The organism is Archangium violaceum (assembly GCF_016887565.1).
GTDB classification, from domain to species: domain Bacteria; phylum Myxococcota; class Myxococcia; order Myxococcales; family Myxococcaceae; genus Archangium; species Archangium violaceum_B.
Genome location: NZ_CP069396.1, coordinates 9,581,614 through 9,608,329, shown reverse-complemented (window position 1 = coordinate 9,608,329; position 26,716 = coordinate 9,581,614). Strand labels below are relative to the sequence as shown.

Here is a 26,716-nt window from a genome sequence, read left to right as displayed (position 1 = left end):
GGGGGTGGCCAGGCCCTAGCGAAGAGTCCTCACCAGGTTGGCGAGGGCAAAGCCCGTCAGGATGAGCCCCATGATCCCCACGAGGATCAAGCCGATCCACTTGTTCTCCCCAGGCAGGTACACGGCCTCGGGCCGCTCCGGGTTGTAGAGCACCTCGAGCTCATCCCCATGCTCGAGCTCGCGGGACAAGGTGTATCCGCTCGTGACGAGCCCGATCTCCACGGGCTCTTCGCCGTCGGGCGGACGGATGCGCACCCAGAGCATGAACCTGTACCTGCGCATGAGCTCCTCGTCGCGCAGCATCGCCATCCCGCCCTTCTTCTCGCGGACGCGCGCGAAGTCCTTCCCTCTTGGGAGCCAGCTCACCTTGCCCGTCACCTTGCGAGCGCCGCGCAGGAAGCCCGCCAGCTTCATCCCGTAGTAGGCCACGAACGACAGGATGGCCAGGCCGGGCACCATCATGCAGTACGGCATCCAGGGGGAGTAGGCAGCGGCCAACACGCCCTGGCCTGGCATCCACGGGTCAAACGACATCGCGAGCACCTCCCAAAGTGGGTCAGCGCGGCTGGCGGAGCGCGTCAGTCGCTGGGCGCCCCGGCCAGAATCCACGAGCGGATGCGGATGAGGAGGCCGGGGTTGCTGTCGAAGTAGGCGGGGGCGTTGCTCGGCATCCGCGTGCCACAGGTGGTGCCACTGATCTTCTGCACGAGCAGCGAGGCGTTCGGGAGCCCCGGTGCCACGCGCTTGGCGGCGGTGCAGGCCGAGCTGGTGCCAGGAGTGTCGACGAGTGCGTCGTAGGAGCTGGCCGCGGCCAGGTTCAATCCACCCGAGGCGTTGCCGTCCTTGTGGCAGCCCGTGCACGTGGCATCCCATACCTGCTGAACCTGTGCGTAGGTGGGAACGGTGACTTGCACGTCCTTCGAGCGCGTGACGGAATTCCTTCCATCGGACACGGTGACCTGGAAGGTGACGACCGTGGTGGCGCTGATGTCCAGGGAACGCCACCTCGTCGAGGTGGTGGTCGTGTCGCGCAAGAAGGTGCCCGCGTTCTCGGGGGTCGTCGTCCAGGCGTAGGTCAGGGGGTCTCCGTCCGGATCCCTGGCGCCGATGGAGAGATTCAGGGAGTCCCCCGCGACCACCGTGGCGAGCGCGGTGATGGCCGCATCCACGTCGGGAGGGGTGTTGACGTTCGTCACCGGCACCTTCACGCCGTCCTGGGCCGTGCCTCCCTTGCCATCCGAGACGGTGACCTGAAGGGTGAAGCTCTGGTCGTCGCCGGTGAGCAAGGGTGCGGTCCAGGTGGGGCTCGCCGCGGTGCTGTCGCTGAATTTGCCCGCGGGCGTGGACGGGGTCTGCGTCCAGGCGTAGGTGAGTGTATCTCCATCCAAATCGCTGGCAGTCACCGCGAGGGTGGTGCTCGTGCCCTCGTCGAGCGTGTCCGGCGTGGCCTTCACCGCGGAGATCGTGGGCACTTGATTCTCGGGGAGGTTCGTCACGGACACGTCCACGCTGTCCTGGTCCGTGCCTCCCTTGCCATCCGAGACGATGACCTGGAGGGTGAAGGTCTGGTCACTGGTGAGTGCGGGTGCGGTCCAGGTGGGGCTCGCCGCGGTGCTGTCGCTGAATTTGCCCGCGGGCGTGGACGGGGTCTGCGTCCAGGCGTAGGTGAGCGTGTCTCCATCCGGATCGCTGGCAGTCACCGCGAGGGTGGTGCTCGCGCCCTCGTCGAGCGTGTCCGGCGTGGCCTTCACCGAGGAGAGGGTGGGCTGTTGATTGGGTGGGGGAGGGGGGACGCTGAAGGAGACGGGCTCGGAGCCCGTGGAATTGCCCGCCGCGTCGTAGGCCGTGGCGATGAGCTGGTAACTTCCCTCTGGGGTGTAGCTCGAATTCCAGGTGCAGACGAAGATCGCCCCCGAGCCCCGCATCGTGCCGTCCGTGCAAACGAGGGTGCCGGAGACGCGGAACTCCATCCGCATCACACGGCCGGAGTCGTCCTCGGCGGAGGCCTGGAGCTTTCTCGAGCCCGTGATGAGCTCTCCCGGCGCCACGTTGGTGATCTGGACGTTGGACGGAGCCTGGGTGTCCACCTCAGGGGAGGGACCACAGCTGCTCCCCAGACACAGGAGCAGGACCGCGAGCAGCGACCTTCGGAGAAGCCCGTGCATGGGCCGGGATTATACGTGAAGGGCCACTCTTCAGCTCTCGATGCGGTTGCGGCCGTTGGCCTTGGCCCGGTACAGCCGCTCGTCCGCGTGGCGCAGCAGGGCCTCCACGTCGGTGCCGTCCTGGGGGGCCACCGCGATTCCCGCGCTGAAGGTGACCCGGAAGGACTCTCCCTTGTCGCCCTCGAAGTCCAGCCGCCCCAGCTCCGCCGCCGTGCGCGCCAGGATGTCCCTCGCGCTCTCCGCCCTCTCTCCGAGCAGCGCCACCACGAACTCCTCGCCGCCCCACCGGCACCGCAAGTCCTCCTCACGGAAGCGGGCCGCCAGCAGTCGTCCCATCCTCATCAGCACGCGGTCTCCCGCCAGGTGCCCGTGCGCATCGTTCACCTGTTTGAACCGGTCCACGTCCAGCAGCGCCAGCGCCAGCGGCTTGCCCTGCCGCTGCGCCTCGGCCATCCGTATCCGCAGGCGCTCCAAGAAGGGCCGGCGCAGCAGCAGTCCCGTCAGGGCGTCACGCTCGGCCCGCTCGCGCGTCAGCCGCGCCCGCTCCAGCCGCGACCTCACGCGCGCCCGCAGCTCCTCGCGCAGCACCGGTTTGGTGAGATAGTCGTCCGCACCCGCCTGGAAGGCCGCTACCCGGAAGTCCACTCCCGAGTGCGCCGTGACGAAGAGCACCGGCAACTCCCTCCACTCGGGCATGGAGCGCACGATGCGGCACAGGTCGAACCCGCTCGGTCCCGGCATCTCCACGTCCAACAGCAGCAGATCCGGCCGGTGCTCGGCCAGCGCATCCACCAGGCAATAGGGGTCTCCCTGACCCACGACCTCCACCTGCTCGCCGAGCAGCGCGGCTCCGAGGGCGCGCACCGCGTCCGGATCGTCGTCCAGCACCAGCACGCGCGAGCGCTCGGGACGCTGGGCGGTCACCATCCGCTCCACCGCCTCCGTCAGGTCCTGCGCCGTGAAGGGGCGCTGCAGGTAGAGCAGACCCCCCGTCTGGACGGCCGCCATCCGGTAGGCGACGTCCCCCTGGGTGCCAAAGAAGGCCAGTGGCAGTGACTGCAAACCGTCCTCGCCCCGCAGCCGCGCCGCGGCGGTGAAGCCGCCCTCCTGGCCCCCGAGGTCCACGTTCAACAGCGCCCCATCCAGCCACTGCCGCCGCGCCGCCGTCACCGCCTCGTCCGCATCACGAGCCGTCACCACGCGCACCAACTGCTCGCGCCCCATCCGCTCCACCTCGGCCAGCCACGCGGCGTCGTCGTCCGCCACCAGCACCGTGCCCAGGAACTTCGTCACGCCCTCGGTGCTCGCCGCTGGCGTGCTCGGGCCCTGTGCCGGCGCGGGAGGCGGTGCGGGCGATACGGCACGCGAGGCCTCCTGGGAGAGCTCGTGCAGCGCGGCCCGCGGGGCGCTCCAGTCCGCCGCTTCTCCCTTGCCCCGAGCCTGGCGCAGCCGTGCCTCCAGGCTCCCCGCCGCCATGCTCACCGCGCGGAAGCCGTAGGTGCCCGCCGTCCCGTGCAGCTTGTGGGCGATCGAGTATGCCTCCTCCAACGCCTCGGCATCTCCGGCCCGGGCCCGCTCCAGCTCCTGCTCCAGCTGCCGCACCTTCTCGCCCAGGCCCGCCGCGTACTCGGCGCTCAGCGCCGCCAGGGCGGCGGCCAGATCGTCATCGGGCTCCGCCACCCGCGCTGGCGGGGGCGGAGGGGGTGGCTGGGGCTTCACCTTCACCACCTGCTCCACCCAGATGAAGAGCTCCTGGGGCGAGTAGGGCTTGTGGAGCACGCGCGCCACCTTGAGCTGCCGGGTGAGCAGCTCGTGGCTCTTGAGGTCCTTCCAGAAGGCCGAGGCGAAGAGGATGGGCAGGTGCGGCTCCGTCCGGCGCAGCTCCTGGATGAAGTCCGTGCCCATCATCCCCGGCAGCAATCCGTCCACGATGGCCGCGTCCACCCGCACCCGGACCAGCACGTCGAGTGCCTCCCTCGCGGTGCGGACCGACTCCACGTGGTAGCCCCGCTCGCGCAGGTAGGCGGAGACGAGCGATTGCAGATCCTTGTCATCCTCGAGGAAGAGCAGCGTCCCCCGGCTCATGAAGCCTCCTTGCGCGGTTGCTGGCCATCATCCCGGCGGGCCAGCAGCCCGTCGAGCAGCTCCTTCACGGAGGCCATCAGCTCTTCCTCGGACGTGCGCGCCTTGGTGAGGTGGCGGGTGAGGCCCAGCGTGAGCTGGCCCTGGTCCATCGAGGAGAGATCCCTCCCGGTGAAGACGATGAGCGGGGTGCCTCGGCCCTTGCCCTGGCGGAGGATGTCCACCACCTCGAAGCCATCCAGCCGGGGCAGCCCCACGTCCAGCACGATGAGGTCCGGAGGCGTCGTGCGAGCCAGCGCCACCGCGCTCTCCCCGTCCCCCGCCTCGTAGCAGGCCGCTCCCATCCGCTCCAACTGGTTGCGCAGCACCTGGCGCGTGGCCACGTCGTCTTCCACGATGAGCACCCGGGCCTGCCCGGGCCGGCGGATGGCGTGGCGCAGCGCCTGGAGGAAGCGCGTCTCCTGGAAGGGCTTCACCATCCAGTCCACCAGCAGCGGTTGGACGACCCCTTCCTCCTCGGATGAGCGCCCCGATAGCATCAGCACCGGCAGCTCGCGCGTGCGCGGCTCCTCGCGCAGCCTCCGGACGAAGTCCAGCCCGCTGCCGTCCATCCACTGGGCGTCCAGCACCAGCGCGTCGGGCGCGCCCACCTCGATGAGCTTCTCCGCCTCCTCCAGGGAGGGGGTGCGGAGCAGGCGGTAGCCCTCGTGGGTGAGCAGGCCCCGCAGCAGGCCGGACAGCTCCGAGTCCGTCGTCACCGCCAGGATGGTGTAGCGCGACTCGTCCATCACACGGGAGACAGAGCCCGAGCCCACGCGCACCGCCGGCAGCGAGAAGGTGAAGGTGGCCCCCTGGCCCGGCTCGCAGAGCACCTCGATGCGGCCGCCGTGCTGCTCGACGATGGCCTGGGAGATGGCCAGCCCCAGGCCCGTGCCTCCCTTGGAGCGCGTGTCCGAGCTGTCCAGCTGCTGGAACTTGCCGAAGAGCCGGGCGCGCTTGTCCGGAGGGATGCCCGGCCCCTGGTCCACCACGGAGAAGCGCACGAGGCCCCGCGCGTCCCGGGCGGCCCGCACCTCCACCCGGCTGTCCGCGGGGGAGAACTTGATGGCGTTGGAGACGAGGTTGGTGAGCACCTGGATGAGCCGGTCCCGATCCGCGCGGACCGTGCCCGCCCCAGCGGCCTCCGCGCACAGGTTCACCCGCGCCGTGTCCGCCATGGCCTGCACGCCGCTGAAGGTGGCCTCGAGCACCTCGGAGACCTCCACCGGCTGCAGCTTCAGCTCCAGCTTGCCGGACTCCATCTTCTCCAGGTCGAGGATGTCGTTGATGAGGCGGATGAGGCGCTCGGTGTTGGTGCGAGCGATGCGCACCATGTCCTGGGCCTGGGAGGGAAGCTCGCCCAGGACGCCACCCTCCAGCAGGCCCAGCGAGCCGCGGATGGAGGTGAGGGGGGTGCGCAGCTCGTGGCTGACGGTGGAGACGAACTCGTTCTTCAGCCGCTCCACCTCCTTGCGCTCGGTGATGTCGCGCACGTAGGCGGTGAAGCGCGCGGGACCGTCGCTGCGCACCCGCGAGAGGGTGAGCTCGGCGGGGAAGGTGCCGCCGTCGGTGCGCAGGCCGGACAGCTCCAGCCGGGTGGCTCGGCCGGGCACGGCGTCGGCCCGGAGCGCGCGCGCCACCGCCTCGCGCTGGCCGACATTCACGGAAGCGGCCAGCCCCAGGGAGAGGAAGTCCCGGCCCATCGCCTGGGCCCGAGGCAATCGGAAGATGTGCTCCGCGGCGGGATTGAACTCCAGGATGCGGCCCGCCTCGTCCAGGGAGATGATTCCGTCGAAGGAGCTCTCCAGGATGGCCGCCTTGCGCGCCTCGCTCTCGCGCAGCTCCGCGTTGGCGGTGGACAGGGCCGCGGTGCGCTCCTCCACGCGCCGCTCCAGCTCCGCGTTGAGCGCGTCGAGCGCGGCGCCCGTGCGCGCCAGCCTCAGCAGCACCACCAGCACGAAGGCGACGAGCAACAGCGAGAAGGCGAAGAGGGTGATGCGGAAGCGCTCGGTGCGCGCCAGCGTCGTCTCGTAGAGCTGAAGGTAGGTGGAGATGAGCCGCTCGGCCTCGGGGCTGGCGGGATGGTCCATCAGGAGCCGGAACGTGGCCTCTGCCTCCCGGGCGTGGCCGAGGAGGGCCCGCGCATCCGCCTCCAGCTTTGCGCGAGGTTCCGCCAGCTCCGGCTTCCCGTCCGTCAGCACCGCCAGGGAGGCGAGTGCCGCCTCCACCTGGGGGGCACGGCCCGCGTCCGCGCTGGCCAGCACGGCGCCAGCCAGGGCCTCCGCCCTTCCGCGTGGCTCGCCCGGAGGCAGCCGCTCCGTCAGGGCGGTGGCCCGCCGCTCGAGAGACTCCCGGCGCTCGGCCCTCCGCGTGTCCTGCTCGTGGAGGCGCCCCATCAGCATCTCCTCGTCCACCAGCGCCCGGACATAGCCATCCAGCACGGCGCCCAGCGTCCGCTGCTCCTGCTCCGGCAGCAAGGTCGGGAAGATGCGGAGATCCGCCGCCCGCGCGCGCAGCTCCGCGAGCTTCTCCGAGGAGGGGCCATGCGCCTCCGGCAGCCCCAGGTGGGCCCGGAGGATGTCCTGCTCCAGCTCGGCGCTCTGGACGCGGAGCTTTCGCAGCCGGGTGCGGTAGTTGTCGTGCTCGGCGGCACGCAGCGGACGGCCGAGCGCGAAGAGCACGCACAGGAGCGCGAGCGCCCCCGCCGCGAGCACCACGGAGCGCCTGGAGAGACGGGTCTTCACGGCGGGTGTCGTCATCGCGTGTCGCGGCCTCAGGTGGGCGGCAGCAGCCGCTTGATCTCCGCCGGAAGCGTCATGGGGTCGAACGGCTTGCCGATGACGCCCACGGCGCCCAGCTCCAGGTAGCGCGCCACCTCCTGCTTCTGGATCTTCGCCGTCATGAAGATGACGGGCGTCTTCGCGGTGGCCTCCTGGGCGCGCAGCTTGCCCAGGGTGGTGGGCCCGTCCATGCCCGGCATCATCACGTCCAGGAGGATGAGGTCCGGCTGCTCGGCGGCGGCCTTGGTGACGGCCTCGGCCCCCGACGCGGCGAGCACCGTCTGCCAGCCTCCCACGCGCCCGAGGCTCAGCTGGCCGATGGTGCGGATGTCGTCTTCGTCATCGACGAGCATCACCTTGCGAATCGTCATGGGGAACCTCGGAGGGGGAGGAAGCGGAGGACGGCGGCGCGCAGCTCCGCGTTGGAGGCGCGGGACTTCACCAGCACGGCGGAGACCTGGCGGGCCACCTCGGGCTCCGCCTCGCGCACGGAGAAGAGCACCACGGGGGCGGCGGCGAGCAGCGGCGCCAGCGGGAGCAGCCCTCCCTCGGGGAGGACGGGCTCGGCGATGACGAGCGGGAAGGGACCGGTGCGCAGGGCGGACTCGGCCTCCGGTGGGCTGCCCGCGGGGACGACGTCCGCCACGTCCCGCAGCACGTCCGCCACCACGCGCCGGTTGTCCGGGTCCGCCTCCACGTGCAGCACGCGCGGGCGCACGAGCCCCGGTGCCGGTTCCGCGGCCGACTCCACCGGAAGCCGCGGAGGCGGGGTGCTGGCACATGTCTCCGCGCGCCACTCGGGCAGCTCCACCCGGAAGGTGGTACCGGCCCCCTCGCGGGTGACGAAGTCCAGCGTGCCGCCCATCCGCTCCACCAGGGCCCGGGTGATGGAGAGCCCCAGCCCCGTGCCTCCCTTGCGCCGGCTGTCGGAGCCGTCCGCCTGGGCGAACTTCTGGAAGATGCGTGCGCGGAAGGACTCGGGGATGCCCGGCCCCCGGTCCTCCACGCTCACCCGCAGCCGGGTGCCCACCCGTGCCAGCCGCAGCGTCACGCGCTCCCCGCGCGGGGAGAACTTGAGCGCGTTGGACAGCAGGTTGGCCAGCACCTGGAGGAAGCGGTCCCCATCCACCATCGCCCAGGCGTCCGGGGCCTCCACCGCCAGCTCCACGCGGGCGCCGCACTCCTCCGCGTAACCGTGGTGCGCCTCGGCGGCCTGGGCGAGCAGCACCCTCAGCTCCAGCGGCTCCAGGTGGAAGTCCAGCTTGCCGGATTCCATTTTCTCCAGGTCGAGGATGTCGTTGATGAGGCGGATGAGGCGCTCGGTGTTGGTGCGAGCGATGCGCACCATGTCCTGGGCCTGGGAGGGAAGCTCGCCCAGGACGCCACCCTCCAGCAGGCCGAGCGAGCCGCGGATGGAGGTGAGGGGCGTGCGCAGCTCGTGGCTGACGGTGGAGACGAACTCGTTCTTCAGCCGCTCCATCTGGTGGCGCTCGGCCTCCAGGCGCTTTCGCTCGGTGATGTCGCGCGCCACGCCGTAGAGGATGCCCTCCTCCGGGTTGACGACGGCGTTCCACTGGAGCCAGTGCCAGGCACCGTCCCGGTCGCGGCAGCGGTGCTCGAAGCAGGGCAGGGGCTCGCCCCGGGCTCCCCGCGCCAGCCACTCGGTGGTGGCGGCGCGATCCTCCTCGTGCACCAGGGCCAGCAGCGGCGTGGCGCGCAGGGACTCCTCGGAATGGCCGAGCGAGCGCGACCAGGCCCGGCTGAGCTGCCGGAAGGTGCCGTCCACCCCGGCGATGCAGAGCATGTCCACGGACAGCTCGAAGAAGCGCTCCTGCCGGGCCAGCGCGGTGCGTGCCTCCTGGACGGTGAGGGCGTTGAGCTCCAGCTCCACCCACGAGGCCAGGTCCTCCAACTGCTGGCGCTCCTCTCCGCTGAAGGCTCGCGCCCGGCGGTCGATCAGGCAGAGCGTCCCCACGGGACTGCCGTCCGGCGCATGGATCGGCTGGCCCGCGTAGAAGCGCACGTGGGGCGCACCGGTGACGAGCGGGTTGTCGAAGAAGCGCACGTCCTCGAGCGCATCCGGCACCACGAAGGTGTCCGGGGTGAGGAGGGCGTGGCCGCAGAAGGAGAGGCTGCGCGCCGTGGAGGTGTCATCCAGGCCGACCCGCGCCTTGAACCACTGCCGGGACTCATCCACCAGGGAGACGAGGGCGATGGGAACGCGGAACATCCGCGCCGCCGTCCGGACGATGCGGTCGAAGCGCTCCTCGGCGGGGGTGTCCAGCAGGCACAGCCGATGGAGGGCCCGGAGGCGCCTCGGTTCGTCGGCCGGCGGGGGCGGTGGAATCATGCGGGGGGCTCGAGCGGGGCGGACAGCCTCGGAGTCTCAGTGTAGCAGCGCGAATCCCCGCGAGGTCGCACCTGGCTCCCGGGTGCTCCCTCGGGCCCCCTTCCGGCTGGCGAGGGCACCCTGGACGCGGGCCGGGCCCGTCCGTCAGAACCGCGACAGCGCGAGGAACGTCTTCATCTTCTCGTTCGTCTCGCGCAGGCGCACGGACAGTGTGCGCACGAAGCTCCACAGCAGCACGTAGGCCAGGTTCTTGTCCGTGAACATCAGCTGGTCGAGGTGCTCGCGCTCGATGACCCACAGCGTGCACGCGGTGTGGGCGTAGGCATCCGCCGAACGGGGAATGTCCTCGATAACGGCCATCTCCCCGAAATACTGGCCTTTTTGCAGGATGGCGAGCGCCTCCTCGCCCATCCCGGGCACCTGCTGGGAGATGCGCACCTTGCCTTCCAAGATGATGAACATCTCGTGGCCGGCCTCTCCCTCGCGGAACAGGCAGGCCCCCGCCTCGTAGCCGCGGGGACGGGCGATTGACGCCACGCGGTGGAGCTGACTCTGGGTGAGTCCCTCGAAGAGCGCAACCTTCTTGAGGAGCGAGGCATCCATGTGTGGCGCCAGTTCGTACCATGACCCGGAGGGCTCTGGTACGGTGGCGCCCCATCATTCGAGAAACAGGAGCGACGACCCGTGGCGGAGAAGATCAACAAGGTGACCATCATCGGCTCGGGGCCCGCGGGCTACACCGCGGCCATCTACGCCGCGCGCGCCAACCTGCAGCCCGTCATGTTCGCGGGTGGCCCCACGCTCGATGACCCGCAGCGCGTGCCCGGCGGCCAGCTCATGGTCACCACCGACGTGGAGAACTACCCCGGCTTCCCCGAGGGCATCACCGGCCCGGAGATGATGGAGCGCTTCCAGAAGCAGGCCGAGCGCTTCGGCACCGTCATCCACATGGAGAACGTGGTGAAGGTGGACTTCTCCAAGCGCCCCTTCTTCATCCAGGGCGAGAGCGCCAGCTGCTACTCGGACACCGTCATCATCGCCACGGGCGCGACGGCGAAGTGGCTGGGCGTGAAGGGCGAGGACACCTTCAAGAACCGCGGTGTGTCCGCCTGTGCCACCTGTGACGGCGCCTTCTTCAAGAAGCAGGACGTGCTGGTGGTGGGCGGTGGCGATACCGCCATGGAGGAGGCCACCTACCTGGCGAAGATCGTCAACAGCGTCACCCTGGTGCACCGGCGCGACACCCTGCGCGCCTCGAAGGTGATGCAGGAGCGGGCCCTCAACAACCCGAAGATCAAGTTCATGTGGGACAGCGCCGTCGACGAGGTGGTGGGCAACGACCGCGGCATGACGGGCGCGGTGGTGCGCAACCTGAAGACGGGTGACACGAAGCTGGTGGAGGCCACGGGCCTGTTCGTGGCCATCGGCCACACGCCCAACACGGGCCTGTTCCAGGGTGTGCTGGAGACGCACCAGAACGGCTACCTCAAGACGGAGCCGGGCAGCACCCGCACCAACATCCCCGGCGTGTTCGCTTGCGGCGACGTGCAGGACAGCTACTACCGGCAGGCCATCACCGCGGCGGGCACCGGCTGCATGGCGGCCATCGACGCCGAGCGCTGGCTCATCGAGCACGGCCAGTAGCGCGTCCCCTCGAGGCCTCCAGGAGAACCCAAGGACATCATGAGCACGAAGCGCAAGACGGTGGCGGTGCACGCGGGCGCGCAGTTGACGGGCAGCAAGTCCCAGCCCGTGGTGCCGCCCATCCACGTGTCGGCGGTGAGCTTCTTCGACAACAGCGACGAGCTGGACGCGGCGCTGGATGGCAAGGACTACGTCTACTCGCGGATCGCCGCCCCCAACGCGGCGCTGCTGGAGGAGGCGGTGGCGGCGCTGGAGGGCGCCGAGGCGTGCGTGGCCTACTCGAGCGGCATGGCCGCGCTCCGGGCCGTCTTCGACGTGCAGAACCTGAAGGCCGGCGACGTGGTGGTGATGCCGGCGGATGGCTACGGCGTCACCCGCTCGCTCTTCAAGAGCCTGGCGGCGCGCTCCGGGGTGCGCATCGAGGCGCTCCTGCTCTCCGAGGCCTCGGCGCCCGAGCGCATCGTCGCGCTGCGCCCCAAGCTGGTGCTGGCCGAGAGCGTCACCAACCCGCTCCTGCGCGTGCCGGACATCCAGGCGCTGTCGCGGGCGTGCCGGGAGGTGGGGGCGGCCTTCGCGGTGGATGCCACCTTCCCGTCACCCTACGGGCATCGGGCGCACGAGCTGGGCGCCGACTATGCCGTCCAGTCCACGACGAAGTGGCTCAACGGCCACAGCGACGCGCTGGGGGGCACGGTGAGCGGTACCCGCGAGAAGATGGCGCCGCTGCGGGCCGCGCGCCTGTTCGCGGGTGATGTGCTCGGGCCCTTCGAGGCGTGGCTCACCCTGCGCGGCGTGCGCACCCTGCCGGTGCGCATGAAGGCCCACTGCGAGCACGCGGCGCACGTGGCGAAGCGGCTCTCCGAGTCCCCGCTCGTCGCCCGTGTCCACTACCCGGGCCTTGCGAGCCACCCGGACCACGCGGTGGCGGCGAGGATGCTGGAGGGCGGCTTCGGCGGCATGGTGGCCTTCGACATCCAGGGCGCCGGCCGGCCGGAGTGCTTCCGCTTCCTGGAGGCGGTGAAGCTGGCGCGGGCGGCTCCGTCGCTCGGGGACGTGGGCACGCTGGTGATGCACGCGGCCAGCGCGAGCGCGCGGCGCATGACCCCCGAGGAGCGGCAGGCGGCCGGCATCGGCGAGAGCCTCATCCGCGTCTCGGTGGGCCTGGAGGATCCGGATGACATCGCCGATGACCTGCTCGCCGCGGTGGCGAAGGCGGTGAAGCGGTGAAGATGGTCGACGTGGGAGGGAAGGAGAAGACGGAGCGCGTGGCGGTGGCCACCGCGCGCCTGCGCATGCTCCCCGAGACCCTCGAGCGCATCCTCCAGGGGAAGGTGGAGAAGGGGGACGTCCTGGCCGCCGCGCGCCTGGCGGGCGTGATGGCGGCCAAGAAGACCCCCGACATCGTCCCCCTGTGCCACCCCATCGCGCTCTCCGGAGTGGAGGTGCACCTCGAGCCCCGGACGGATGCGTTGGAGATCCGCGTGACGGTCCGGACGGTGGACCGCACGGGCGTGGAGATGGAGGCGCTCACCGCCGCGTGCGCGGCGGCCCTCACGGTCTACGACATGTGCAAGAGCGTGGACCGGGGCATGGTGCTGGAGCAGGTGCAGCTGGACCACAAGTCCGGCGGCCGCTCCGGCACCTGGGACCGCGAGCAGGGCTAGCGGAGCCCCGCGTCCAGCGGCTCCAGCGTGGGCGGCGGGAGCAGCCCGCCGGAGCCGCCCGTGCCCGCGTCCTGTCCGAAGAGCGAGGGGATGGAGGGCATCGGATCGAGTCCGGAGCCGCCCATGCCGCCATCGCCATTCATGCTGTTGTAGTCCGGGAACGGCTGGGGCGTCGTGGGCGACACGCCCGGCGACGTCTGCGGAGTCCCGGGTGATACCGGTGCACCCGTACTGGGATCGAACTGCGCGTTCGCGCTCGCCAGCGCCAGCAGCGACACCCCCACCACCGCACCGGCCAGCACGAGCCGGGTCTTCACGTTGAGCACCATGTTCCGCCTCCTCAGGGGCACGTGGCGCCACCAAGGTGGGCACCTGCTCGTGCGCGCCGCAGCCGGCCCTCTCCGGTCCGCTCGCTGGGGAGGCGGGCTCCTACTTCGCCTTACAGCGGATTTTCCCTTGACCCGCCGTGTCACTTCGGCGACGTTACCGACCGGTCGGTAGGTCGAGGGTCGACAGGGAACCGAGTGACCGGCCGGAAGGGACGACACGTGACGCATTCGGGGCAGAAACGGGACGAGCGCTACCGGGCCATCATGGAGACGGCCGCGCGCCTCATCTGCGAGCGCGGTTACGAGGGCACCTCCATGCAGGAGATCGCCGCCGCGTGCCGGATGACGAAGGCGGGGCTCTACCACCACGTGCAGAACAAGGAGCAGCTGCTCTTCGACATCATGAGCTACGGGATGGACGCCTTCGAGGGGCAGGTGCTCGAGAAGGTGCGCGACATTCCGGATCCCATCGAGCGGCTGCGCGAGTGCATGCGGCTGAACATCGAGCTGGTGACGTGCGGGTTCAGCAAGGAGGTTATCATCATCCTCCACGAGCACGCCACGCTCACCGGCGAGGCCCGGGCCTTCATCGACGGCCGCAAGAAGCGCTACGTGCGGTTCCTGGAGGACTCGTTCTCCGAGGCGGTGCGCGTGGGGCGTGCCCGCCCCGTGCAGCCCACCGTGGCCGCGTTCGCGTTCCTCGGGATGGTGCTGTGGATCTACAAGTGGTTCCAGCCCGATGGGCGGCTGTCGGTGCAGCAGATCGCCGAGGGCATGGTGGACCTGCTCTTCAACGGGGTGGTGGCTCCCGCGGGGACGCTGCCGGTTCCGGCTCCGGGGGAGGCGCCCGTGCTGTCGCTCGTGCCCCCCACCGTGGTGGGAGGTGAGTCATGAAGTCCGCGCGTTGGGGCTCGCTGTCGGAGGTGGTGGCCTCCATCCCGGACGGGGCGTGGCTGGCCATGGGTGGCTTCATGCTGGGCCGCGCGCCCATGGCGATGGTGCTGGAGCTGATCGCCCAGGGCCGCAAGGACCTCAAGCTCATCTCGCTGCCCAACCCGCTGCCGGCCGAGTTCCTGGTGGCGGGCGGGTGCCTGTCGCGGGTGGAACTGCCATTCGGGGCGCTGAACCTGGAGGGCCGGGTGCGCCCCATGCCGTGCCTCAAGCGGGCCATCGAGCAGGGCCGTATCGCCTGGCGCGAGCATGACGGCTACCGCGTCGTGCAGCGGCTGCGCGCGGCGTCCATGGGGCTGCCCTTCATCCCGGCGCCGGACGCGGACGTGTCCGAGCTGTCCCGGGCCGAGCCGCTCCAGATGGTCGTGGACCCGTTCACCGGGCAGCCGGTCCCCGTGGAGCCGGCCTTCTATCCGGACGTGGCGCTGGTGCATGCGCGCGCCGCGGACGAGCGGGGCAACCTCTATATCGAGGACCCCACGACGGACCTGCTGGTGGCGGGTGCGGCCCGCCGGGTGCTGGCGACGGCCGAGGAGCGCGTGTCCAAGCTGCCCCGGGTGACGATCCCCGGCTTCCAGGTGGAGCGCGTCGCGCTGGCGCGTCAGGGGGCGCTGCCCACGGGCTGCGTCGGGCTGTACCCGCACGATGACGAGATGCTGGCGAGCTACCTCGCGCTGGCCGAGGCCGGACGCGAGCAGGAGTTCCTGAACTCCATCCTCCAGCGCAGGAGCGCGGCATGAGCGCCGAGACTTCCGCGACCCCCGCCGAGGTGGTGGTCTCGCTGCTGGCCCAGGAGATCGAGGACGACGCCGTGGTGGCCACGGGCGTGGCCTCGCCGCTGGCCATCCTCGCCATCGCCGTGGCCCGGGCCACGCACGCGCCGGGGCTGACGTACCTGGCGTGTGTCGGCTCGTTGGATCCGGACCTGCCCAGCCTGCTGCCCTCGTCCGAGGACCTGGGCTACCTGGATGGGCGCTCGGCGGAGATCACCATCCCGGACCTCTTCGACCACGCGCGGCGGGGCAGGGTGGACACCGTCTTCTTCGGTGCCGCCGAGGTGGATGCCCTGGGGCGGACGAACATGACCGCCTCGGGGAGCCTGGAGAAGCCCCGGACCAAGTTCCCCGGTGTGGCGGGTGCGGCCACGCTGCGGCGCTGGGTGCGCCGGCCGGTGCTGGTGGTGCCGCGCCAGTCCAAGCGCAACCTCGTGCCCGAGGTGCAGGTGGCCACCACGCGCGACGATAGCCGCCCGGTGAAGATCATCTCGGACCTCGGAGTCTTCGAGGTCGGGGCCGGCGGGGCCCGGCTGCTGTCCCGTCACCCCTGGGCGACGCTCGACACCATCAGCGAGCGCACGGGCTTCTCCTTCCAGGTGGAGGAGTCGGTGCCCGTCACCCCGCTTCCGGACGCGCGCACCCTCGCGGCGATCCGGGCGATCGATTCCCGAGGTCTCCGCGATCAGCTCGTGGGGGCCTGAGCCCTTTCGTTTTCCATTCTCTGTCTGTCGTTCCAGCCTGGGAGTTCCCGGATGAAGGCCGTCGTTCTGCGTGAATTTGGTGAGGCGAGCAATCTGCGCATGGAGAACATGCCCGACCCGCGTCCGGGCCGTGGCGAGGTGCTCATCCGAGTCCATGCCTGTGGTGTCTGCTACCACGACGTCATCAACCGCCGGGGCAACCTGCCGCGCACGCACGTGCCTGCCATCCTCGGCCACGAGGCCGCGGGCGAGGTGGTGGAGGTGGGTCCGGACACGCCGGGCTGGAAGGTGGGAGACCGGGTGGCCACGCTCCAGCGGCTCTCGTGCGGCGAGTGCGCGCTGTGCAAGAGCGGCCGCAACAGCCTGTGCAAGAAGGACAACCGCTTTTTCGGAGAGGAGATCTCCGGCGGCTATGCGCAGTACATGACGGCGCCGGTGGCGGGCCTGGGCCGGGTGCCGGCGAACCTGCCCTGGCCGGTGGCGGCCACGGTGTGCTGCACCCTGGGCACGGCCGTGCACACGGTGCGGACGCGCGGCCGGGTGCGTGATGGCGAGACGGTGCTCATCACCGGCGCCAGCGGTGGCGTGGGGCTCGCGGCGGTGCAGCTGGCGAAGCTGGACGGGGCGCGCGTCATCGCGGTGACGTCGGGCGAGGCCAAGGTGGCGGCCCTGCGCGAGGCGGGAGCGGACGAGGTCATCGTCTCGCGCGGGCTGGAGTTCGCGTCCGAGGCGCGCAAGCGCACGGGGGGCGAGGGCGTCAACGTGGCCATCGAGATCGTCGGTAGCGCCACCTTCGGGCAGACGCTCAAGGCGATGGCGCCGGGCGGCCGGGTGGTGGTGGTGGGCAACCTGGAGACGGGCACGGTGGATCTCAACCCGGGCCTGGTCATCGTGAAGGAGCTGGAGATCCTCGGGGCCTACGCCACCACGCGCCAGGAGCTGGACGAGTCGCTCCAGCTGGTGGCCGACGGGAAGATCCGTCCCTTCGTGGCGGAGTCGGTGCCGCTGGCCGAGGCCGGGCGGGCGCACTTCCGGCTGGAGAACCGCGAGATCGCGGGCCGGCTGGTGCTGGTTCCCCCCGACGTGCAGTGAGCCCCCTTTCCCACTCGAGCAGGACGCGAGGAGCTTTTCCCATGAAGAAGCAGGTTGGAATCGAAGCGCTGGCCATCGCCGTACCCCGTCGCTACGTGGACATCGAGGATCTCGCCCGGGCGCGCGGCGTGGATCCCGCCAAGTACACGGCGGGCCTCGGGGCGAAGGAGATGGCGGTGGCGGATCCGGGAGAGGACTCCGTGTCGCTCGCCGCGACCGCCGCGGCCCGCCTCATCCAGCGCAACGGCGTGGACCCGTCCCGCCTGGGCATGCTGGTGGTGGGCACCGAGACGGGCGTGGACCACTCGAAGCCGGTGGCCTCGCACGTCCAGGGCCTGCTGAAGCTGCCGCGCACGATGCGCACCTTCGACACCCAGCACGCCTGCTACGGCGGCACCGCGGGACTGATGGCGGCCACCGAGTGGATCGCCTCCGGCGCGGCGGCGGGCCGCTCGGCCATCGTCATCTGTTCGGACATCGCCCGCTACGGGCTGAACACCGCGGGCGAGCCCACCCAGGGCGGCGGCGCGGTGGCCCTGCTCGTGTCGGAGCAGCCGGACCTGCTCGCCGTGGACCTCGGGCTGAACGGCGCCTGCTCCATGGATGTGTATGACTTCTGGCGGCCGCTCGGCCGGCGGGAGGCGGTGGTGGACGGGCACTACTCCATCAGCTGCTACCTGGACGCGCTCTCGGGCGCGTACCGTGGCTGGCGCGAGCGCGCGCTGGCGCACGAGGTGGTGCGCTGGGGTGAGAAGCTTCCGGGCGAGCAGCTCGAGCGCATCCTGTACCACGTGCCCTTCTGCAAGATGGCGCGCAAGGCGCACACGCAGCTGCGGCTGTGCGACCTGGAGGACGCGCCGGGCACCCGGGACAGCACCCCGGCGGCGCGCGAGGAGGCGGCGAAGTCCTCCGCCAGCTACGAGGCGCAGGTGGCATCGTCGCTGGGCCTCAACGCCCGCATCGGCAACGTGTACACCGCCTCGCTGTACCTGGCGCTCGCGGGCCTGTTGAACGGCGAGAGCGCCGCGCTGGCCGGCAAGCGCATCGGTCTGCTGTCCTACGGCAGTGGCTGCGCCGCGGAGTTCTACTCGGGCGTGGTGGGCGAGGGCGCCGCGCGGCGGATGGCCCAGACGGACGTGGAGGCGGTGCTCGCGCGCCGCGAGCGCGTCTCCGTGGAGGAGTACGAGCGCATCATGCGGCTGTCCTCGGACGCGCCGGAGCAGCTGGCCCCGGCACCGGGCGAGTTCCGCCTCGCGGAGATCCGCGAGCACCGCCGCATCTACGCCGCGGGTTGACCGGGGTGGGCTGAAGCGTCCGGGCTGTTCCAAGCGGTGCCGAACCGCGAGGGGACACCCGGGCGCTCGCTCCGCCGCCTGGTCCTACGGCCGTGACGTCTGTCCTTCCTGGGACGCGGTTCTTACCTAGGAAGGTCATGATGCAACCACCCCAGTCCGACCTGCTGGTGATGCGAGAGAAGCACCCCACCGAGCACGGTGAGGGTCGCGGGAAGCTCTCCTCCCAGCGCGAGGCACTGCTCCAGGCGCGCATCAAGGATCTCTCGCTGCGTCTGGCGGGCACGCCGCTCGAGCGGCACATCGCGCAGCTCCACGCGGAGCTCGAGGCGAAGGGCATCTCCTTCAAACCCCAGTGCTACCTGTCGGACGAGTGGGGCTGCCCCTCGGGCGTCCCGGTCATCGGCCTGCCGTTCTACCTGGCGGACCCGGGCTTGCACTCCATCGAGGCGGAGCTGGGCGGAGGCGTGGAGAGCGAGGCGGAGATCCTCATGTACCTCCGTCACGAGGCGGGCCACGCCATCAACTACGCCTACCGGCTCTACGAGACGGACGAGTGGCTGCGCGTGTTCGGCGACTACTCGCGGCCCTACCGCGACAACTACAAGCCGCAGCCCTTCTCGCGCCGCTACGTGCTGCACATCTCCGGCTGGTACGCCCAGAAGCACCCGGACGAGGACTTCGCCGAGACCTTCGCGGTGTGGCTCACCCCCAACATCGACTGGCGCAAGCAGTACCAGGGCTGGGGCGCCCTCCGGAAACTCCAGTACGTGGAGGAGACCATGGCGCGGCTCGGCCGGAAGCCGCCCCTCGTGCAGCTCGCCGAGCCGGACTTCACCACCGAGGAGATGGAGGGCACCGTCCTCGACCACTACCGCCAGCGCGAGCTGGACGAGAAGGTGGATGTCGAGCTGCGCAACGCCTTCGACCACATCCTGGCGGACATCTTCTATGGCCCGGGGGAGGCGCCCGTACGCGCGGAGACGCTCATCCAGGCCGAGCGCCAGCGTCTGCTCTCCTCGGTGAGCCAGTACTCGGGCGTGAGCCGGGGCGCCGTGCGCGCGCTGCTCGACCACCTGGCCGAACGGACCGCGGCGCTCGGCCTCACCCTCCATCCCGATGACAGCCGGGAGGCGGCCGTCCAGCTCACTTCGCTCGTGACGGTACTGGCCATGAACTACCTCTACACCGACCGCTTCTTCGAGGACTGAACCATGGCCCTGCGACCCTTGCGCATCGCGGTTCTCCACTACCAGCCCCAGGGCGAACCGCCCGACCCCGTGGTGGCCCAGGTGAGCGCCGCGCTCCAGGATGCCGGGCACACCCCGGTGGGCATCGCCGTGGACGAGAGCATCACGGACCTGGTGCGGCAGGTGACCCGGTCCCGATGCGACCTCGTCTTCAACATCTGCGAGACCTTCGCGGAGGACTACCGGCTGGAGGTGAACGTCGCCGCCGTGCTGGAACTGGCGCGCGTGCCCTTCACCGGCTCGGCGACGGCGGGCCTGCTGCTCGCGCAGGACAAGATCCTGGCCAAGCAGCTCCTCCAGTTCCACGGGGTGCTCACCCCGCGCTTCGCCACCTTCGATGGCTCCTCGTTCCAGACGAGTGGGGACCTGTCCTTCCCGCTCATCGTGAAGCCGGCCCGCTCGGATGCCTCCATGGGCCTGGGCGTGGAGAAGGACATGGAGGGGCTGGCGCGCCGGGTGCGGAAGATCCACGAGGAGTACGACGACGAGGCGCTCGCGGAGGAGTTCATCGAGGGGCGGGAGATCTACGTGGGGGTGCTGGGCGACCATGCCCATCCCCAGGTGCTCCCGCCGGTGGAGCTGGACTTCGGGAAGAAGTGGAGCCGCAAGCGGATGAAGATCGCCGACCGGGAGGTGAAGTTCGCGCCGGAGGCGCCCGGCAGTCCCCGGCTCGTCATGCCGCATGACCTGTCGGACGAGCTGCGGGGCCGCATCGAGCGGGCCGCGGTGACGGCCTTTCGCGCGCTCAAGTTGCGCGACTACGCGCGCATCGACTTCCGCGTGTCCAAGCACACCAACGAGCCCTACCTGCTCGAGGTGAACCCCAATCCGTATCTCGAGGCCCAGTGCGAGGTGGCGCTCGGCGCCCGGGAGATCGGCCTGTCCTACCCGAAGCTCATCCAGCACATCGTCGAGGTGGCCGCGCGGCGTCATGGCCTGGGGCGCGGGAAGCCCCATGCCGTGCCCGTGGAGGACTCCGTGGAGACAGGACCGTAACGGGGCCATTACGGCCGCGCGAATCCTCGTGACAGCCTGCTAAAGGAGGGTGTCATGCCATCCACCATGCTCGCAGGACGTCTCGACCTCACGACCCGGAAGTTCGCAATGGAGACCGTGGCCATTCCGGAGCCCGGCCCGGACGAGGTGCGCATCAAGGTCCACGCCGCCGGCATCTGCCTGTCGGACATCCATCTGATCGACGGCACGTTGCGCCTGGAGCCGCGTGAGGGCTTCACGAGCGTCACCCTGGGGCACGAGGTCTCCGGCGTCATCGAGAAGCTGGGCTCGGCGGTGCCTCCCATGTGGCAGCCAGGCATGAGGGTCCTGCTGCAGGCGGGGCAGAGCTGCGGCAGGTGTCCCGCCTGCGTGGGCCGCACGGGCCGGTGTCTGAAGATCCTGACGCGCGGCGTGGATTACGACGGCGGCTGGGCGGAGTATGCGCTGGCGCGCTTCGACACGCTGGTGTCCGTCCCCGACGGGCTTCCCTTCGAACAGGCGGCCATTCTTCCCGACGCGGTGTCCACGCCGTACGCCGCCATCGTCGAGACGGCCCATCTCAGGCCCGCCGAGGCCGTGGGCATCTGGGGTGTCGGTGGACTTGGCGCGCATGCCGTCCAGCTGTGCCGGGCCTTCGGCGCGGCGCCCATCGTGGCGATCGACCCGCTGCCCGATGCGCGGGAGCGCGCCTTGAAGCTCGGAGCCGATGCGGCATTGGATCCCCAGCAGCCGGATTTCCGCGAGCGCATCAAGGAGCTGACGGGCCGCCGCGGTCTCGATGTCGCCCTGGATCTCGCGGGCGTGCCTCAGGTGCGGGAGCAGGCTCAGTCGGTGCTCGCTCCCATGGGCCGGATGGTGCTCGTGGGACTCGCCGGAGCCCCTCTGACGCTCGGCCAGGACGTTCCCTTCTGCTACGCCATGCTGCAGGTGCGCGGCCATTACGGTTACTTCCCGCACCACCTGCATCAGGTGGTGAACCTCTCGCGCTTCCGCCGGCTCGACTTCTCCTCCTCCGTTTCGGACATTCTTCCCCTGCGCGATGCCCCCCTGGGCGTCGAGCGGCTCATCAAGAAGGAAGGAAATCCCATCCGCCTGGTCCTGCGTCCGGGCGCTTGAGTTCCACTTCGCGGTCCCCAGGAGTCACTCCCGTGTCCAGCTCTCCGCCTGCCCTCGAGCTCGCCGAACCTCCGCCACTCCCCGTGGAGCTCCTGCGCGCCGCCGTGGCCCGCCGCCCCGCGCGCCCCGGCGAGGTGCCTCGGCTGGAAGTGCGCGTGCGTCAGCTCCCTCCGGACCCGCGGCGGCTCGCGCTCTACCGCGAGGTGTGCGGCTTCCCCGAGGACGGTCACCTGCCACTGGCCTATCCCCAGGTGCTCGCCGCGCCGCTCCACCTCGCGCTGCTCAACCGTCCCGAGTTCCCCTATCGACTGCTCGGGATGATTCACGTGCGCAACCACATCCGCCAATACCGCCGGTTGGAGGAGGGGGCCACGCTCTCCGTGCTCGCGTGGGTGGAGGGTCAGCGCGAGGTGAGGCTCGGCCGCGAGCTGGATCTGCACACCCGCGTGGAGGCGGAGGGCGTGCTCGTCTGGGAGGCCGTGACGACCATGCTGCGCCGGCTGCCGGGCAACGAGGAGCGCCCGCGCGAGGAGCGGTCCGCGGAGGCCAAGGCGGCCTTGGCCCAGGAGGAGGAGCTCTTCGCCAGCAGCCGCCCCGCGCGCTGGTCGGTGCCCGAGGACACCGGCCGGCGGTATGCGCGTGCCTCCGGGGACTACAACCCCATCCACCTGTACGGCCTCACGGCGCGCCCGTTCGGGTTCCCGCGTGCCATCGCGCACGGCATGTGGACGGTGGGCCGCTGCGTGGCGGAGATGGGCGAGGCGGCGGAGGCTCCCTCCCTCACCCTCACGTCGGAGTTCCGCCGCCCGCTGCTGCTGCCCTCGAAGGTGGTGTTCCAGACGGTGAAGGCACCGTCCGGCGGTGTCGCCTACCGCGTGCGGTCCGAGGATGGGCAGCCGCACGTCATGGGCCTGCTGACTACTTCTTCTTCTCCGGCGACTGAGGACGGGCGGGAGCGGCCGGGGGCGTAGCGCTGGCCGCGGCGGCATTGGAGCGCTTGAGGTCGAAGAGGTTGTGACCCTGCTCCTTGCCGCCCGCCCAGAAGGACCAGTCGGCGCGCAGCGCCGCGCCGTCGAACTTCAGCGTGCCGGAGTGGATGTGGCCATCCTTCGCCGGATCCAGGTTCGTGCCGCCCACGAAGGCGAACTTCAGCTCGTCCTTGGTGGAGGCGGCGGTGTCCAGCTTCATCCGGGGCTGGTTGCCGGCGGCGCAGTAGTGCGTCATCACGAGCTCGCCACCATCGAGGTGGTACATGGAGATCATCTCGTGCGGCGTGCCCGGCATGAGGGTTTCCATCACGACCGTGCCGTTGGACGCGAGCTTGTACGTCACGACCGCGGGGAACGACTTGTCCCCATGGCCCGCCTGTCCCTGCCAGTCACCCGCGAGCGACTTGAGCCGCTCGAAGGCGGCCTTCGGCTCCACCTGGGCACTGGCGGAAGGCTCGGCGGCGAGCGACTGGGCGGCGACGAAGAACGAGGCAGCGGCGATGAAGCGGTTCATGTGTGGTGTGTCCTCCCGGGCCGCGGCATGTGCCAGCGGCCCGGGCTCAGAGCCCCGCCACCTTGGCGGAGCTGGCCACAGAGTAGGCGAAGGCCAGCTCCTGTTGCGAGCGGGGTGGGGTGGCCAGCTCGAAGCGCACGATGCCGTCCTCGCTCACCTTCGCGGGGGCGGGTTTCGTCTGGTCCTGGAGCAGCTTGACCTCCACGGCCTCGACTTCGGAGACGGGCATGCGCTCCTCGAGGACGACCTTCTCGGAGCGGGTGCCGGTGTTGGAGAGGAAGAGCTTCACCTGGTGTGTGCGGGTGCGCCGGCCCGTGATTCGCTGGGTGTCCTGCTTCGAGTCCACCAGCCGTGCGACTCGCAGGGTGTCCTCGCTGCCGAAGCCCAGCTTGAGCCGCTCGCCCACGCCGGTGAACTTGAGCTGGGCGCGGCCCACGTAGCCGCTCGAGCGCACCAGGTCCACCGGGCCCGCCAGCAGCACCGAGGGCCCCGTGTTGTCGAAGCGCGCCACCCGGTGCACCAGCGGCGAGTGCTCCGGGTAGCCGATGAGCTCGGATGTGGCCGGAGCGCGGAACTGGAACAGCGGCACGCGGTGGGGCTCGCCATCACAGGGGACCGTCACCCGGTGGGGCGCCCGCAGCGTCAGCGCCTCGCCGCCGTCGTCCAGGCCCGGCATGGACTCCGTCTGGCTGGCGCCGCCCTCGCCGGTGGTCTGGATGACCTCCTCGCGCACGGACACCTCCACCGTGTGCTTCTCCTGCTCGCTCTTGTCGCGCAGCCGCAGCCAGTCCTCCACCAGCCGTGGAGGCGAGGCGCCCAGGGTGGGGCGGGACGTGGAGAACAGCAGCTCCACGTCCTTCCACTCCTCCTCCGTGCGCTGCCACACCACGGCCTCGCACTCGAGCGCCACCGTCTCACCGTTCTCGGAAGGGGCGAGCGTGGCGCGGTACGCCGGCCGCCACACGGCGCAGGGCACCAGGTACGTCACGCGCAGCGACACGGTGCCGCCCGAGGGGTGGTTCGCCTCCAGCTCCGCGGAGGTGAGGAGCTGCGGCTCCGGCAACTCCCCCTGGGCGAGCGTGGCCTGGGCCTCCACCAGCCGCTGCCTCGTCACCTCCACGTGCTTGCGTGACTGGCGCAGTGCCTCCTCGGTGGAGGCCGACTCCTTGCGCACCGTTTCGAGCTGCTCGTGCCAGGACTCCGGCTTCGCGCGGCCGACACCCGAGAGCTCGGCGATGGCGCGCAGCACGTCCTCATGGGCCACGTTCACCACCTCGAGCCGGGCGCGCAGCCGTTGCATGTCCGCCTGGGCGCGCTTCCACTCCGCCTCCAGGTCCTCCACCCGGCGGCGCAGCTCCGTCTTCCGCTCGCGAGCGCCCTCGCGGGGCTTCTCCTTCCAGATGCGGCTCACGCGGGCCTGCGCCACGGTGCCGCCGGTGAGCTGGGCCTGGAGGGACCGGTCCACCGCGAGCGGCGAGAGCCCTTCCACGCGCAGCCGCTGGGGTCCGGCGGGCAGCACCACGTCTCCGCCGCGCTCCACCAACGCGCGGTCCTCGAGGACGGTGACCTTGATGACGGGGAGATGGATGGGGGTGCTCATCACGTCCTCCGGTTTCCGCCCACGAGCATCTTGCTCGAGGGAATCCGTACGACCCATGTCGCGTTCAGCGCCTGCGTCTCACCCGGCTGCAGCGTCACCTTCCAGGCCCGCTCGCCCTCCACGGGCGTCTCGCCGGGCAGGAGCGAGCGCTTGCTCCAGGCGGGCTTCACCTCGGACTCCTCCACCTTGATGTCCTTCTCCGCCGAGGGTATGGCGGGCATGCGCTCCAGCACCTCCACGGAGATGCGCTGCGCCGTCCGGTTGGCCAGCTCGACGCAGACATGGTGGGTGAGCACGTTGGAGCCGCCGAACACGCCGCCGGAGGCCTCGTCGAAGCGCGTGTTGCGCGACACCTTGATGGACTCCTCGACGCCCAGGCCCAACCGCTGCGTGGCGCCGGGCGCGAGCGTGGGGAGGGGAGAGGTCATGAGGAACTCGTCACCGAGCGTGACGTCCACCGGGCCGGCGAGCAGCGCGTGCGGCGTGCGGTTCTCCACCTTCACGGTGCGGAAGGCGCGCGGCTCCATCGAGGGCACGCAGACGTACTCGGCGCTCAGCCCCACGGGGGCGGAGAACACCGGCACGGTGTGCCACACGCCATCCGAGGGCACCTCGGCGCGCGTCTCCACGTCGAAGCGGTAGTCGAAGTGTGGCGAGGACTGACGGGGTGGCACGGACCAGGCGGGCGGCGCCACCTGTTGGACGGAGGCCACCGTGCGCTCGTACTGGGCCACGAGCGCGAAGAAGTCCACCTGCACGTGTACGCCCATCAGCACGAGCAGCTCGCGGGACAGGCCCTCGGGCTGGGGCATCAGGCGTCCGCGTCGTGCGGGCTGGTCGGCGGCGCCCAGCGCCAGGTTGCCGTAGTCGAGCAGGTCGACCATCGGCTCCATCCCGGCGGGCTGGGGCGGGGGCTGCATGCCACCGAAGGCACCACCGCCGCCGCCGGCCATCGCTCCCTCGTCATCGTCGTAACCCATGTCGAGCGATGGAGCCTCCGCCTCGGCCTCCTCCAGCATCTCCATGGGCGCTTCGTCCGCGACATGGCGGCGCTTCATCAGGTTGGGACTCGACTTCGCCCGGGCAGGTGGCGCACCCGGAGGCGGAGGGGGCGCGGAGGCCCTCCCGACGGCCATGGTGGGCGAGGGTCTGCCCGGGGCGGGCGCGGCGCTCACCGCGGGCATGGCCTGCGACGCACGGAGTGGCGCGGGCGCGGCCTGGGGCTTGGAAGGAAGCGCGGGCATCGAGCCCGTGGTGCGCTCATCCCGTGGCATGGGCTCGGCCGGTGGAGGCATGGCGAACTCACGCGCCTCGGAGCGCTCGCGCTTCACGGACGGAGGGAGGGAAGAGGGACCCGAGGGCCGGGCCGTGTCGTAGCCGGCGAAGAGCTCATCGAGGCCCGGCGGAGGCTCGCGCCAGCCCGAGCGGGCCGGGGGCGGCTGGCGCCGGCCGATGCGCAGCGCCTTCAGCTCGGGCACCTCTGCGCGCCGCTCCAGCTGCGCGGTGGAGAGGGACAGCCGCACGTTGCTCCAGTCCTCGCCGGTGAGCTGGATGATGGAGGCGCGCATGCGCAGCGTGCCTCCATCGAGCGTGCGAGGCATCCGCAGGTCATAGCCCGGCACCCAGCGGGCGCCCTGCACCGCGTACTCGAGCGCGAGCTGCGCGCCCTCGGTCGTCTGGCCCACGTCCGAGAGCGTGATGACTGCCGCGCGGAAGAGCTGCGCGCGCTGACCGCGCACCGCGGACGAGCCCTCCTCCAGCCGCTGCCGGCGCAGCTCCACCTCCTCCATGGCGTCACGCTGCTGGCGCTCCAGCTCGAAATGCCGGGCGTTCAGCGCGGCGAGCTCCGTGTCGACGAAGCCCGCGAGCGAGAGGATGGCCGTGAGCGACGCCTCGCGCGGCTCCGAGGGCTCCTCCTTCTTGCGGGGCGGGAAGGAGGGCTTGAGCTTCTGCAGGGCCGCGATGTCGCGCTGCACCCGCTCCAGCTCGGCGGAGACAACGGCGAGCTTCTCCTGGGCCTCCTCCAGGGCGCGCTGCGCGGCGGGGATGTCCGTCTCCGGAGGCAGCCGCACGTCGAAGGCGGGGCGGATGTCACGGACGCGGAGCCCGTGGGGGCCCTTCAGCACGGAGGCGCGGAGCGAGCCGGTGCGCAGACCCAGCGGCAGGCCGGCGATGCGCACCTGCACGGGAAATCTCCCGTTGTCGGACGGAACCGACGCCAGCCGCGTGCAGAGCGCGCCCTCGGCGTGGACGGTGACCGCATCCAGAACGGACGGTACGACGACCATCGAATCCCCCTCGGTCGAGACTGGACCGGGAGGCTAGCCGGGATGGGGGCCTGACCGCGAGCCCCCAGGACAGCGGAATGCGGTGCGTTATGGTCCAC

General features: G+C 70.8%; 23 protein-coding genes. 12 read left to right on the top strand and 11 right to left on the bottom strand.

Features of this window, described 5'->3' with window-relative positions:
- Nucleotides 1–15 precede the first annotated feature (15 nt).
- The 7 genes from JRI60_RS38230 to JRI60_RS38200 form a co-directional block, all read right to left on the bottom strand.
- Entirely contained in the window at nucleotides 16–534 is a 519-nt protein-coding gene (locus JRI60_RS38230; protein WP_204220964.1) for a DUF3592 domain-containing protein, read from the bottom strand.
- 44 nt (nucleotides 535–578) lie between these two features.
- Nucleotides 579–2,165: a PKD domain-containing protein gene (locus JRI60_RS38225; protein ID WP_204220963.1), complete on the bottom strand. Its 1,587-nt coding sequence runs from the start codon at nucleotides 2,163–2,165 to the stop codon at nucleotides 579–581.
- Nucleotides 2,166–2,195: 30 nt separating this feature from the next.
- Entirely contained in the window at nucleotides 2,196–4,250 is a 2,055-nt protein-coding gene (locus JRI60_RS38220) for a response regulator (protein WP_204220962.1), read from the bottom strand.
- Nucleotides 4,247–7,030: an ATP-binding protein gene (locus JRI60_RS38215; protein ID WP_239469962.1), complete on the bottom strand. Its 2,784-nt coding sequence runs from the start codon at nucleotides 7,028–7,030 to the stop codon at nucleotides 4,247–4,249. The genes JRI60_RS38220 and JRI60_RS38215 overlap by 4 nt, the downstream gene beginning before the upstream one ends.
- Before the next feature lie 29 nt (nucleotides 7,031–7,059).
- Nucleotides 7,060–7,437 (bottom strand): response regulator, encoded by a 378-nt coding sequence (locus tag JRI60_RS38210; RefSeq protein WP_204220960.1) that lies wholly within the window; start codon nucleotides 7,435–7,437, stop codon nucleotides 7,060–7,062.
- Nucleotides 7,434–9,416 carry an ATP-binding protein gene (locus JRI60_RS38205; protein ID WP_204220959.1) on the bottom strand — a complete coding sequence of 661 codons (1,983 nt, stop codon included), beginning with the start codon at nucleotides 9,414–9,416 and terminating at the stop codon, nucleotides 7,434–7,436. The genes JRI60_RS38210 and JRI60_RS38205 overlap by 4 nt, the downstream gene beginning before the upstream one ends.
- Nucleotides 9,417–9,560: 144 nt before the next feature.
- Nucleotides 9,561–10,019 (bottom strand): cyclic nucleotide-binding domain-containing protein, encoded by a 459-nt coding sequence (locus JRI60_RS38200; RefSeq protein WP_204220958.1) that lies wholly within the window; start codon nucleotides 10,017–10,019, stop codon nucleotides 9,561–9,563.
- 81 nt (nucleotides 10,020–10,100) lie between these two features.
- Between JRI60_RS38200 and trxB the strand changes: the two genes are divergently transcribed.
- Genes trxB through moaC form a run of 3 tightly spaced genes read left to right on the top strand, consistent with a single transcriptional unit; the run spans nucleotide 10,101 to nucleotide 12,724 of the window.
- Nucleotides 10,101–11,060 (top strand): thioredoxin-disulfide reductase, encoded by a 960-nt coding sequence (gene trxB / locus JRI60_RS38195; protein WP_204220957.1) that lies wholly within the window; start codon nucleotides 10,101–10,103, stop codon nucleotides 11,058–11,060.
- Nucleotides 11,061–11,099: 39 nt separating this feature from the next.
- Nucleotides 11,100–12,287 carry a trans-sulfuration enzyme family protein gene (locus JRI60_RS38190; protein WP_204220956.1) on the top strand — a complete coding sequence of 396 codons (1,188 nt, stop codon included), beginning with the start codon at nucleotides 11,100–11,102 and terminating at the stop codon, nucleotides 12,285–12,287.
- Nucleotides 12,284–12,724, top strand: coding sequence for a cyclic pyranopterin monophosphate synthase MoaC (gene moaC / locus JRI60_RS38185; protein WP_275439048.1), 441 nt, complete (start codon nucleotides 12,284–12,286; stop codon nucleotides 12,722–12,724). Before JRI60_RS38190 ends, moaC begins: the two co-directional genes overlap by 4 nt.
- On the opposite strand, the gene JRI60_RS38180 is transcribed toward moaC, so the two are convergent.
- The gene (locus JRI60_RS38180; RefSeq protein ID WP_204220955.1) at nucleotides 12,721–13,053 is read right to left on the bottom strand and encodes a hypothetical protein; all 333 of its coding nucleotides are present in this window, start codon (nucleotides 13,051–13,053) and stop codon (nucleotides 12,721–12,723) included. The genes moaC and JRI60_RS38180 overlap by 4 nt on opposite strands.
- 219 nt (nucleotides 13,054–13,272) lie before the next feature.
- On the opposite strand from JRI60_RS38180, the gene JRI60_RS38175 reads away from it, so the two are divergent.
- The 9 genes from JRI60_RS38175 (at nucleotide 13,273) to JRI60_RS38135 (ending at nucleotide 22,198) form a co-directional block, all read left to right on the top strand.
- Nucleotides 13,273–13,947 carry a TetR/AcrR family transcriptional regulator gene (locus JRI60_RS38175; RefSeq protein WP_204220954.1) on the top strand — a complete coding sequence of 225 codons (675 nt, stop codon included), beginning with the start codon at nucleotides 13,273–13,275 and terminating at the stop codon, nucleotides 13,945–13,947.
- Complete coding sequence (locus JRI60_RS38170; RefSeq protein WP_204220953.1) at nucleotides 13,944–14,744, top strand: CoA transferase subunit A; 801 nt, start codon at nucleotides 13,944–13,946, stop codon at nucleotides 14,742–14,744. The genes JRI60_RS38175 and JRI60_RS38170 overlap by 4 nt, the downstream gene beginning before the upstream one ends.
- A complete protein-coding gene (locus tag JRI60_RS38165; RefSeq protein WP_204220952.1) occupies nucleotides 14,741–15,481 on the top strand; it encodes a CoA-transferase subunit beta in 741 nt (246 codons plus the stop codon). Before JRI60_RS38170 ends, JRI60_RS38165 begins: the two co-directional genes overlap by 4 nt.
- Before the next feature lie 51 nt (nucleotides 15,482–15,532).
- Nucleotides 15,533–16,573 (top strand): alcohol dehydrogenase catalytic domain-containing protein, encoded by a 1,041-nt coding sequence (locus JRI60_RS38160; RefSeq protein WP_204220951.1) that lies wholly within the window; start codon nucleotides 15,533–15,535, stop codon nucleotides 16,571–16,573.
- A 41-nt stretch (nucleotides 16,574–16,614) separates the two neighbouring features.
- Nucleotides 16,615–17,868 carry a hydroxymethylglutaryl-CoA synthase family protein gene (locus JRI60_RS38155; protein WP_204220950.1) on the top strand — a complete coding sequence of 418 codons (1,254 nt, stop codon included), beginning with the start codon at nucleotides 16,615–16,617 and terminating at the stop codon, nucleotides 17,866–17,868.
- A 137-nt stretch (nucleotides 17,869–18,005) separates the two neighbouring features.
- Nucleotides 18,006–19,076 carry a putative zinc-binding metallopeptidase gene (locus tag JRI60_RS38150; protein ID WP_239469960.1) on the top strand — a complete coding sequence of 357 codons (1,071 nt, stop codon included), beginning with the start codon at nucleotides 18,006–18,008 and terminating at the stop codon, nucleotides 19,074–19,076.
- 3 nt (nucleotides 19,077–19,079) lie between these two features.
- Nucleotides 19,080–20,111, top strand: a complete 1,032-nt coding sequence (locus JRI60_RS38145) for a D-alanine--D-alanine ligase family protein (protein ID WP_204220949.1) — start codon at nucleotides 19,080–19,082, stop codon at nucleotides 20,109–20,111.
- Nucleotides 20,112–20,165: 54 nt separating this feature from the next.
- Nucleotides 20,166–21,227, top strand: a complete 1,062-nt coding sequence (locus JRI60_RS38140; RefSeq protein WP_204220948.1) for a zinc-binding dehydrogenase — start codon at nucleotides 20,166–20,168, stop codon at nucleotides 21,225–21,227.
- 32 nt (nucleotides 21,228–21,259) lie between these two features.
- Nucleotides 21,260–22,198, top strand: coding sequence for a MaoC family dehydratase (locus tag JRI60_RS38135; protein ID WP_204220947.1), 939 nt, complete (start codon nucleotides 21,260–21,262; stop codon nucleotides 22,196–22,198).
- Here JRI60_RS38135 and JRI60_RS38130 read toward each other — a convergent pair.
- Genes JRI60_RS38130 through JRI60_RS38120 form a run of 3 tightly spaced genes read right to left on the bottom strand, consistent with a single transcriptional unit; the run spans nucleotide 22,146 to nucleotide 26,618 of the window.
- Nucleotides 22,146–22,730 (bottom strand): hypothetical protein, encoded by a 585-nt coding sequence (locus JRI60_RS38130; protein WP_204220946.1) that lies wholly within the window; start codon nucleotides 22,728–22,730, stop codon nucleotides 22,146–22,148. The two genes, JRI60_RS38135 and JRI60_RS38130, sit on opposite strands and share 53 nt — an antisense overlap.
- A 46-nt stretch (nucleotides 22,731–22,776) precedes the next feature.
- A complete protein-coding gene (locus JRI60_RS38125; RefSeq protein WP_204220945.1) occupies nucleotides 22,777–24,330 on the bottom strand; it encodes a DUF4139 domain-containing protein in 1,554 nt (517 codons plus the stop codon).
- Complete coding sequence (locus tag JRI60_RS38120; protein WP_204220944.1) at nucleotides 24,330–26,618, bottom strand: DUF4139 domain-containing protein; 2,289 nt, start codon at nucleotides 26,616–26,618, stop codon at nucleotides 24,330–24,332. The genes JRI60_RS38125 and JRI60_RS38120 overlap by 1 nt, the downstream gene beginning before the upstream one ends.
- Between the last annotated feature and the right edge of the window lie 98 nt (nucleotides 26,619–26,716).

Excerpts from the sequence above, each read along its gene's own strand:
- JRI60_RS38230 (WP_204220964.1), bottom strand. The coding sequence starts at position 534 with ATGTCGTTTGACCCGTGGATGCCAGGCCAGGGCGTGTTGGCCGCTGCC.
- JRI60_RS38225 (WP_204220963.1), bottom strand. The coding sequence starts at position 2,165 with ATGCACGGGCTTCTCCGAAGGTCGCTGCTCGCGGTCCTGCTCCTGTGT.
- JRI60_RS38220 (WP_204220962.1), bottom strand. The coding sequence starts at position 4,250 with ATGAGCCGGGGGACGCTGCTCTTCCTCGAGGATGACAAGGATCTGCAA.
- JRI60_RS38210 (WP_204220960.1), bottom strand. The coding sequence starts at position 7,437 with ATGACGATTCGCAAGGTGATGCTCGTCGATGACGAAGACGACATCCGC.
- JRI60_RS38205 (WP_204220959.1), bottom strand. The coding sequence starts at position 9,416 with ATGATTCCACCGCCCCCGCCGGCCGACGAACCGAGGCGCCTCCGGGCC.
- JRI60_RS38200 (WP_204220958.1), bottom strand. The coding sequence starts at position 10,019 with ATGGATGCCTCGCTCCTCAAGAAGGTTGCGCTCTTCGAGGGACTCACC.
- JRI60_RS38190 (WP_204220956.1), top strand. The coding sequence starts at position 11,100 with ATGAGCACGAAGCGCAAGACGGTGGCGGTGCACGCGGGCGCGCAGTTG.
- JRI60_RS38180 (WP_204220955.1), bottom strand. The coding sequence starts at position 13,053 with ATGGTGCTCAACGTGAAGACCCGGCTCGTGCTGGCCGGTGCGGTGGTG.
- JRI60_RS38170 (WP_204220953.1), top strand. The coding sequence starts at position 13,944 with ATGAAGTCCGCGCGTTGGGGCTCGCTGTCGGAGGTGGTGGCCTCCATC.
- JRI60_RS38165 (WP_204220952.1), top strand. The coding sequence starts at position 14,741 with ATGAGCGCCGAGACTTCCGCGACCCCCGCCGAGGTGGTGGTCTCGCTG.
- JRI60_RS38160 (WP_204220951.1), top strand. The coding sequence starts at position 15,533 with ATGAAGGCCGTCGTTCTGCGTGAATTTGGTGAGGCGAGCAATCTGCGC.
- JRI60_RS38155 (WP_204220950.1), top strand. The coding sequence starts at position 16,615 with ATGAAGAAGCAGGTTGGAATCGAAGCGCTGGCCATCGCCGTACCCCGT.
- JRI60_RS38150 (WP_239469960.1), top strand. The coding sequence starts at position 18,006 with ATGATGCAACCACCCCAGTCCGACCTGCTGGTGATGCGAGAGAAGCAC.
- JRI60_RS38145 (WP_204220949.1), top strand. The coding sequence starts at position 19,080 with ATGGCCCTGCGACCCTTGCGCATCGCGGTTCTCCACTACCAGCCCCAG.
- JRI60_RS38140 (WP_204220948.1), top strand. The coding sequence starts at position 20,166 with ATGCCATCCACCATGCTCGCAGGACGTCTCGACCTCACGACCCGGAAG.
- JRI60_RS38130 (WP_204220946.1), bottom strand. The coding sequence starts at position 22,730 with ATGAACCGCTTCATCGCCGCTGCCTCGTTCTTCGTCGCCGCCCAGTCG.
- JRI60_RS38125 (WP_204220945.1), bottom strand. The coding sequence starts at position 24,330 with ATGAGCACCCCCATCCATCTCCCCGTCATCAAGGTCACCGTCCTCGAG.
- JRI60_RS38120 (WP_204220944.1), bottom strand. The coding sequence starts at position 26,618 with ATGGTCGTCGTACCGTCCGTTCTGGATGCGGTCACCGTCCACGCCGAG.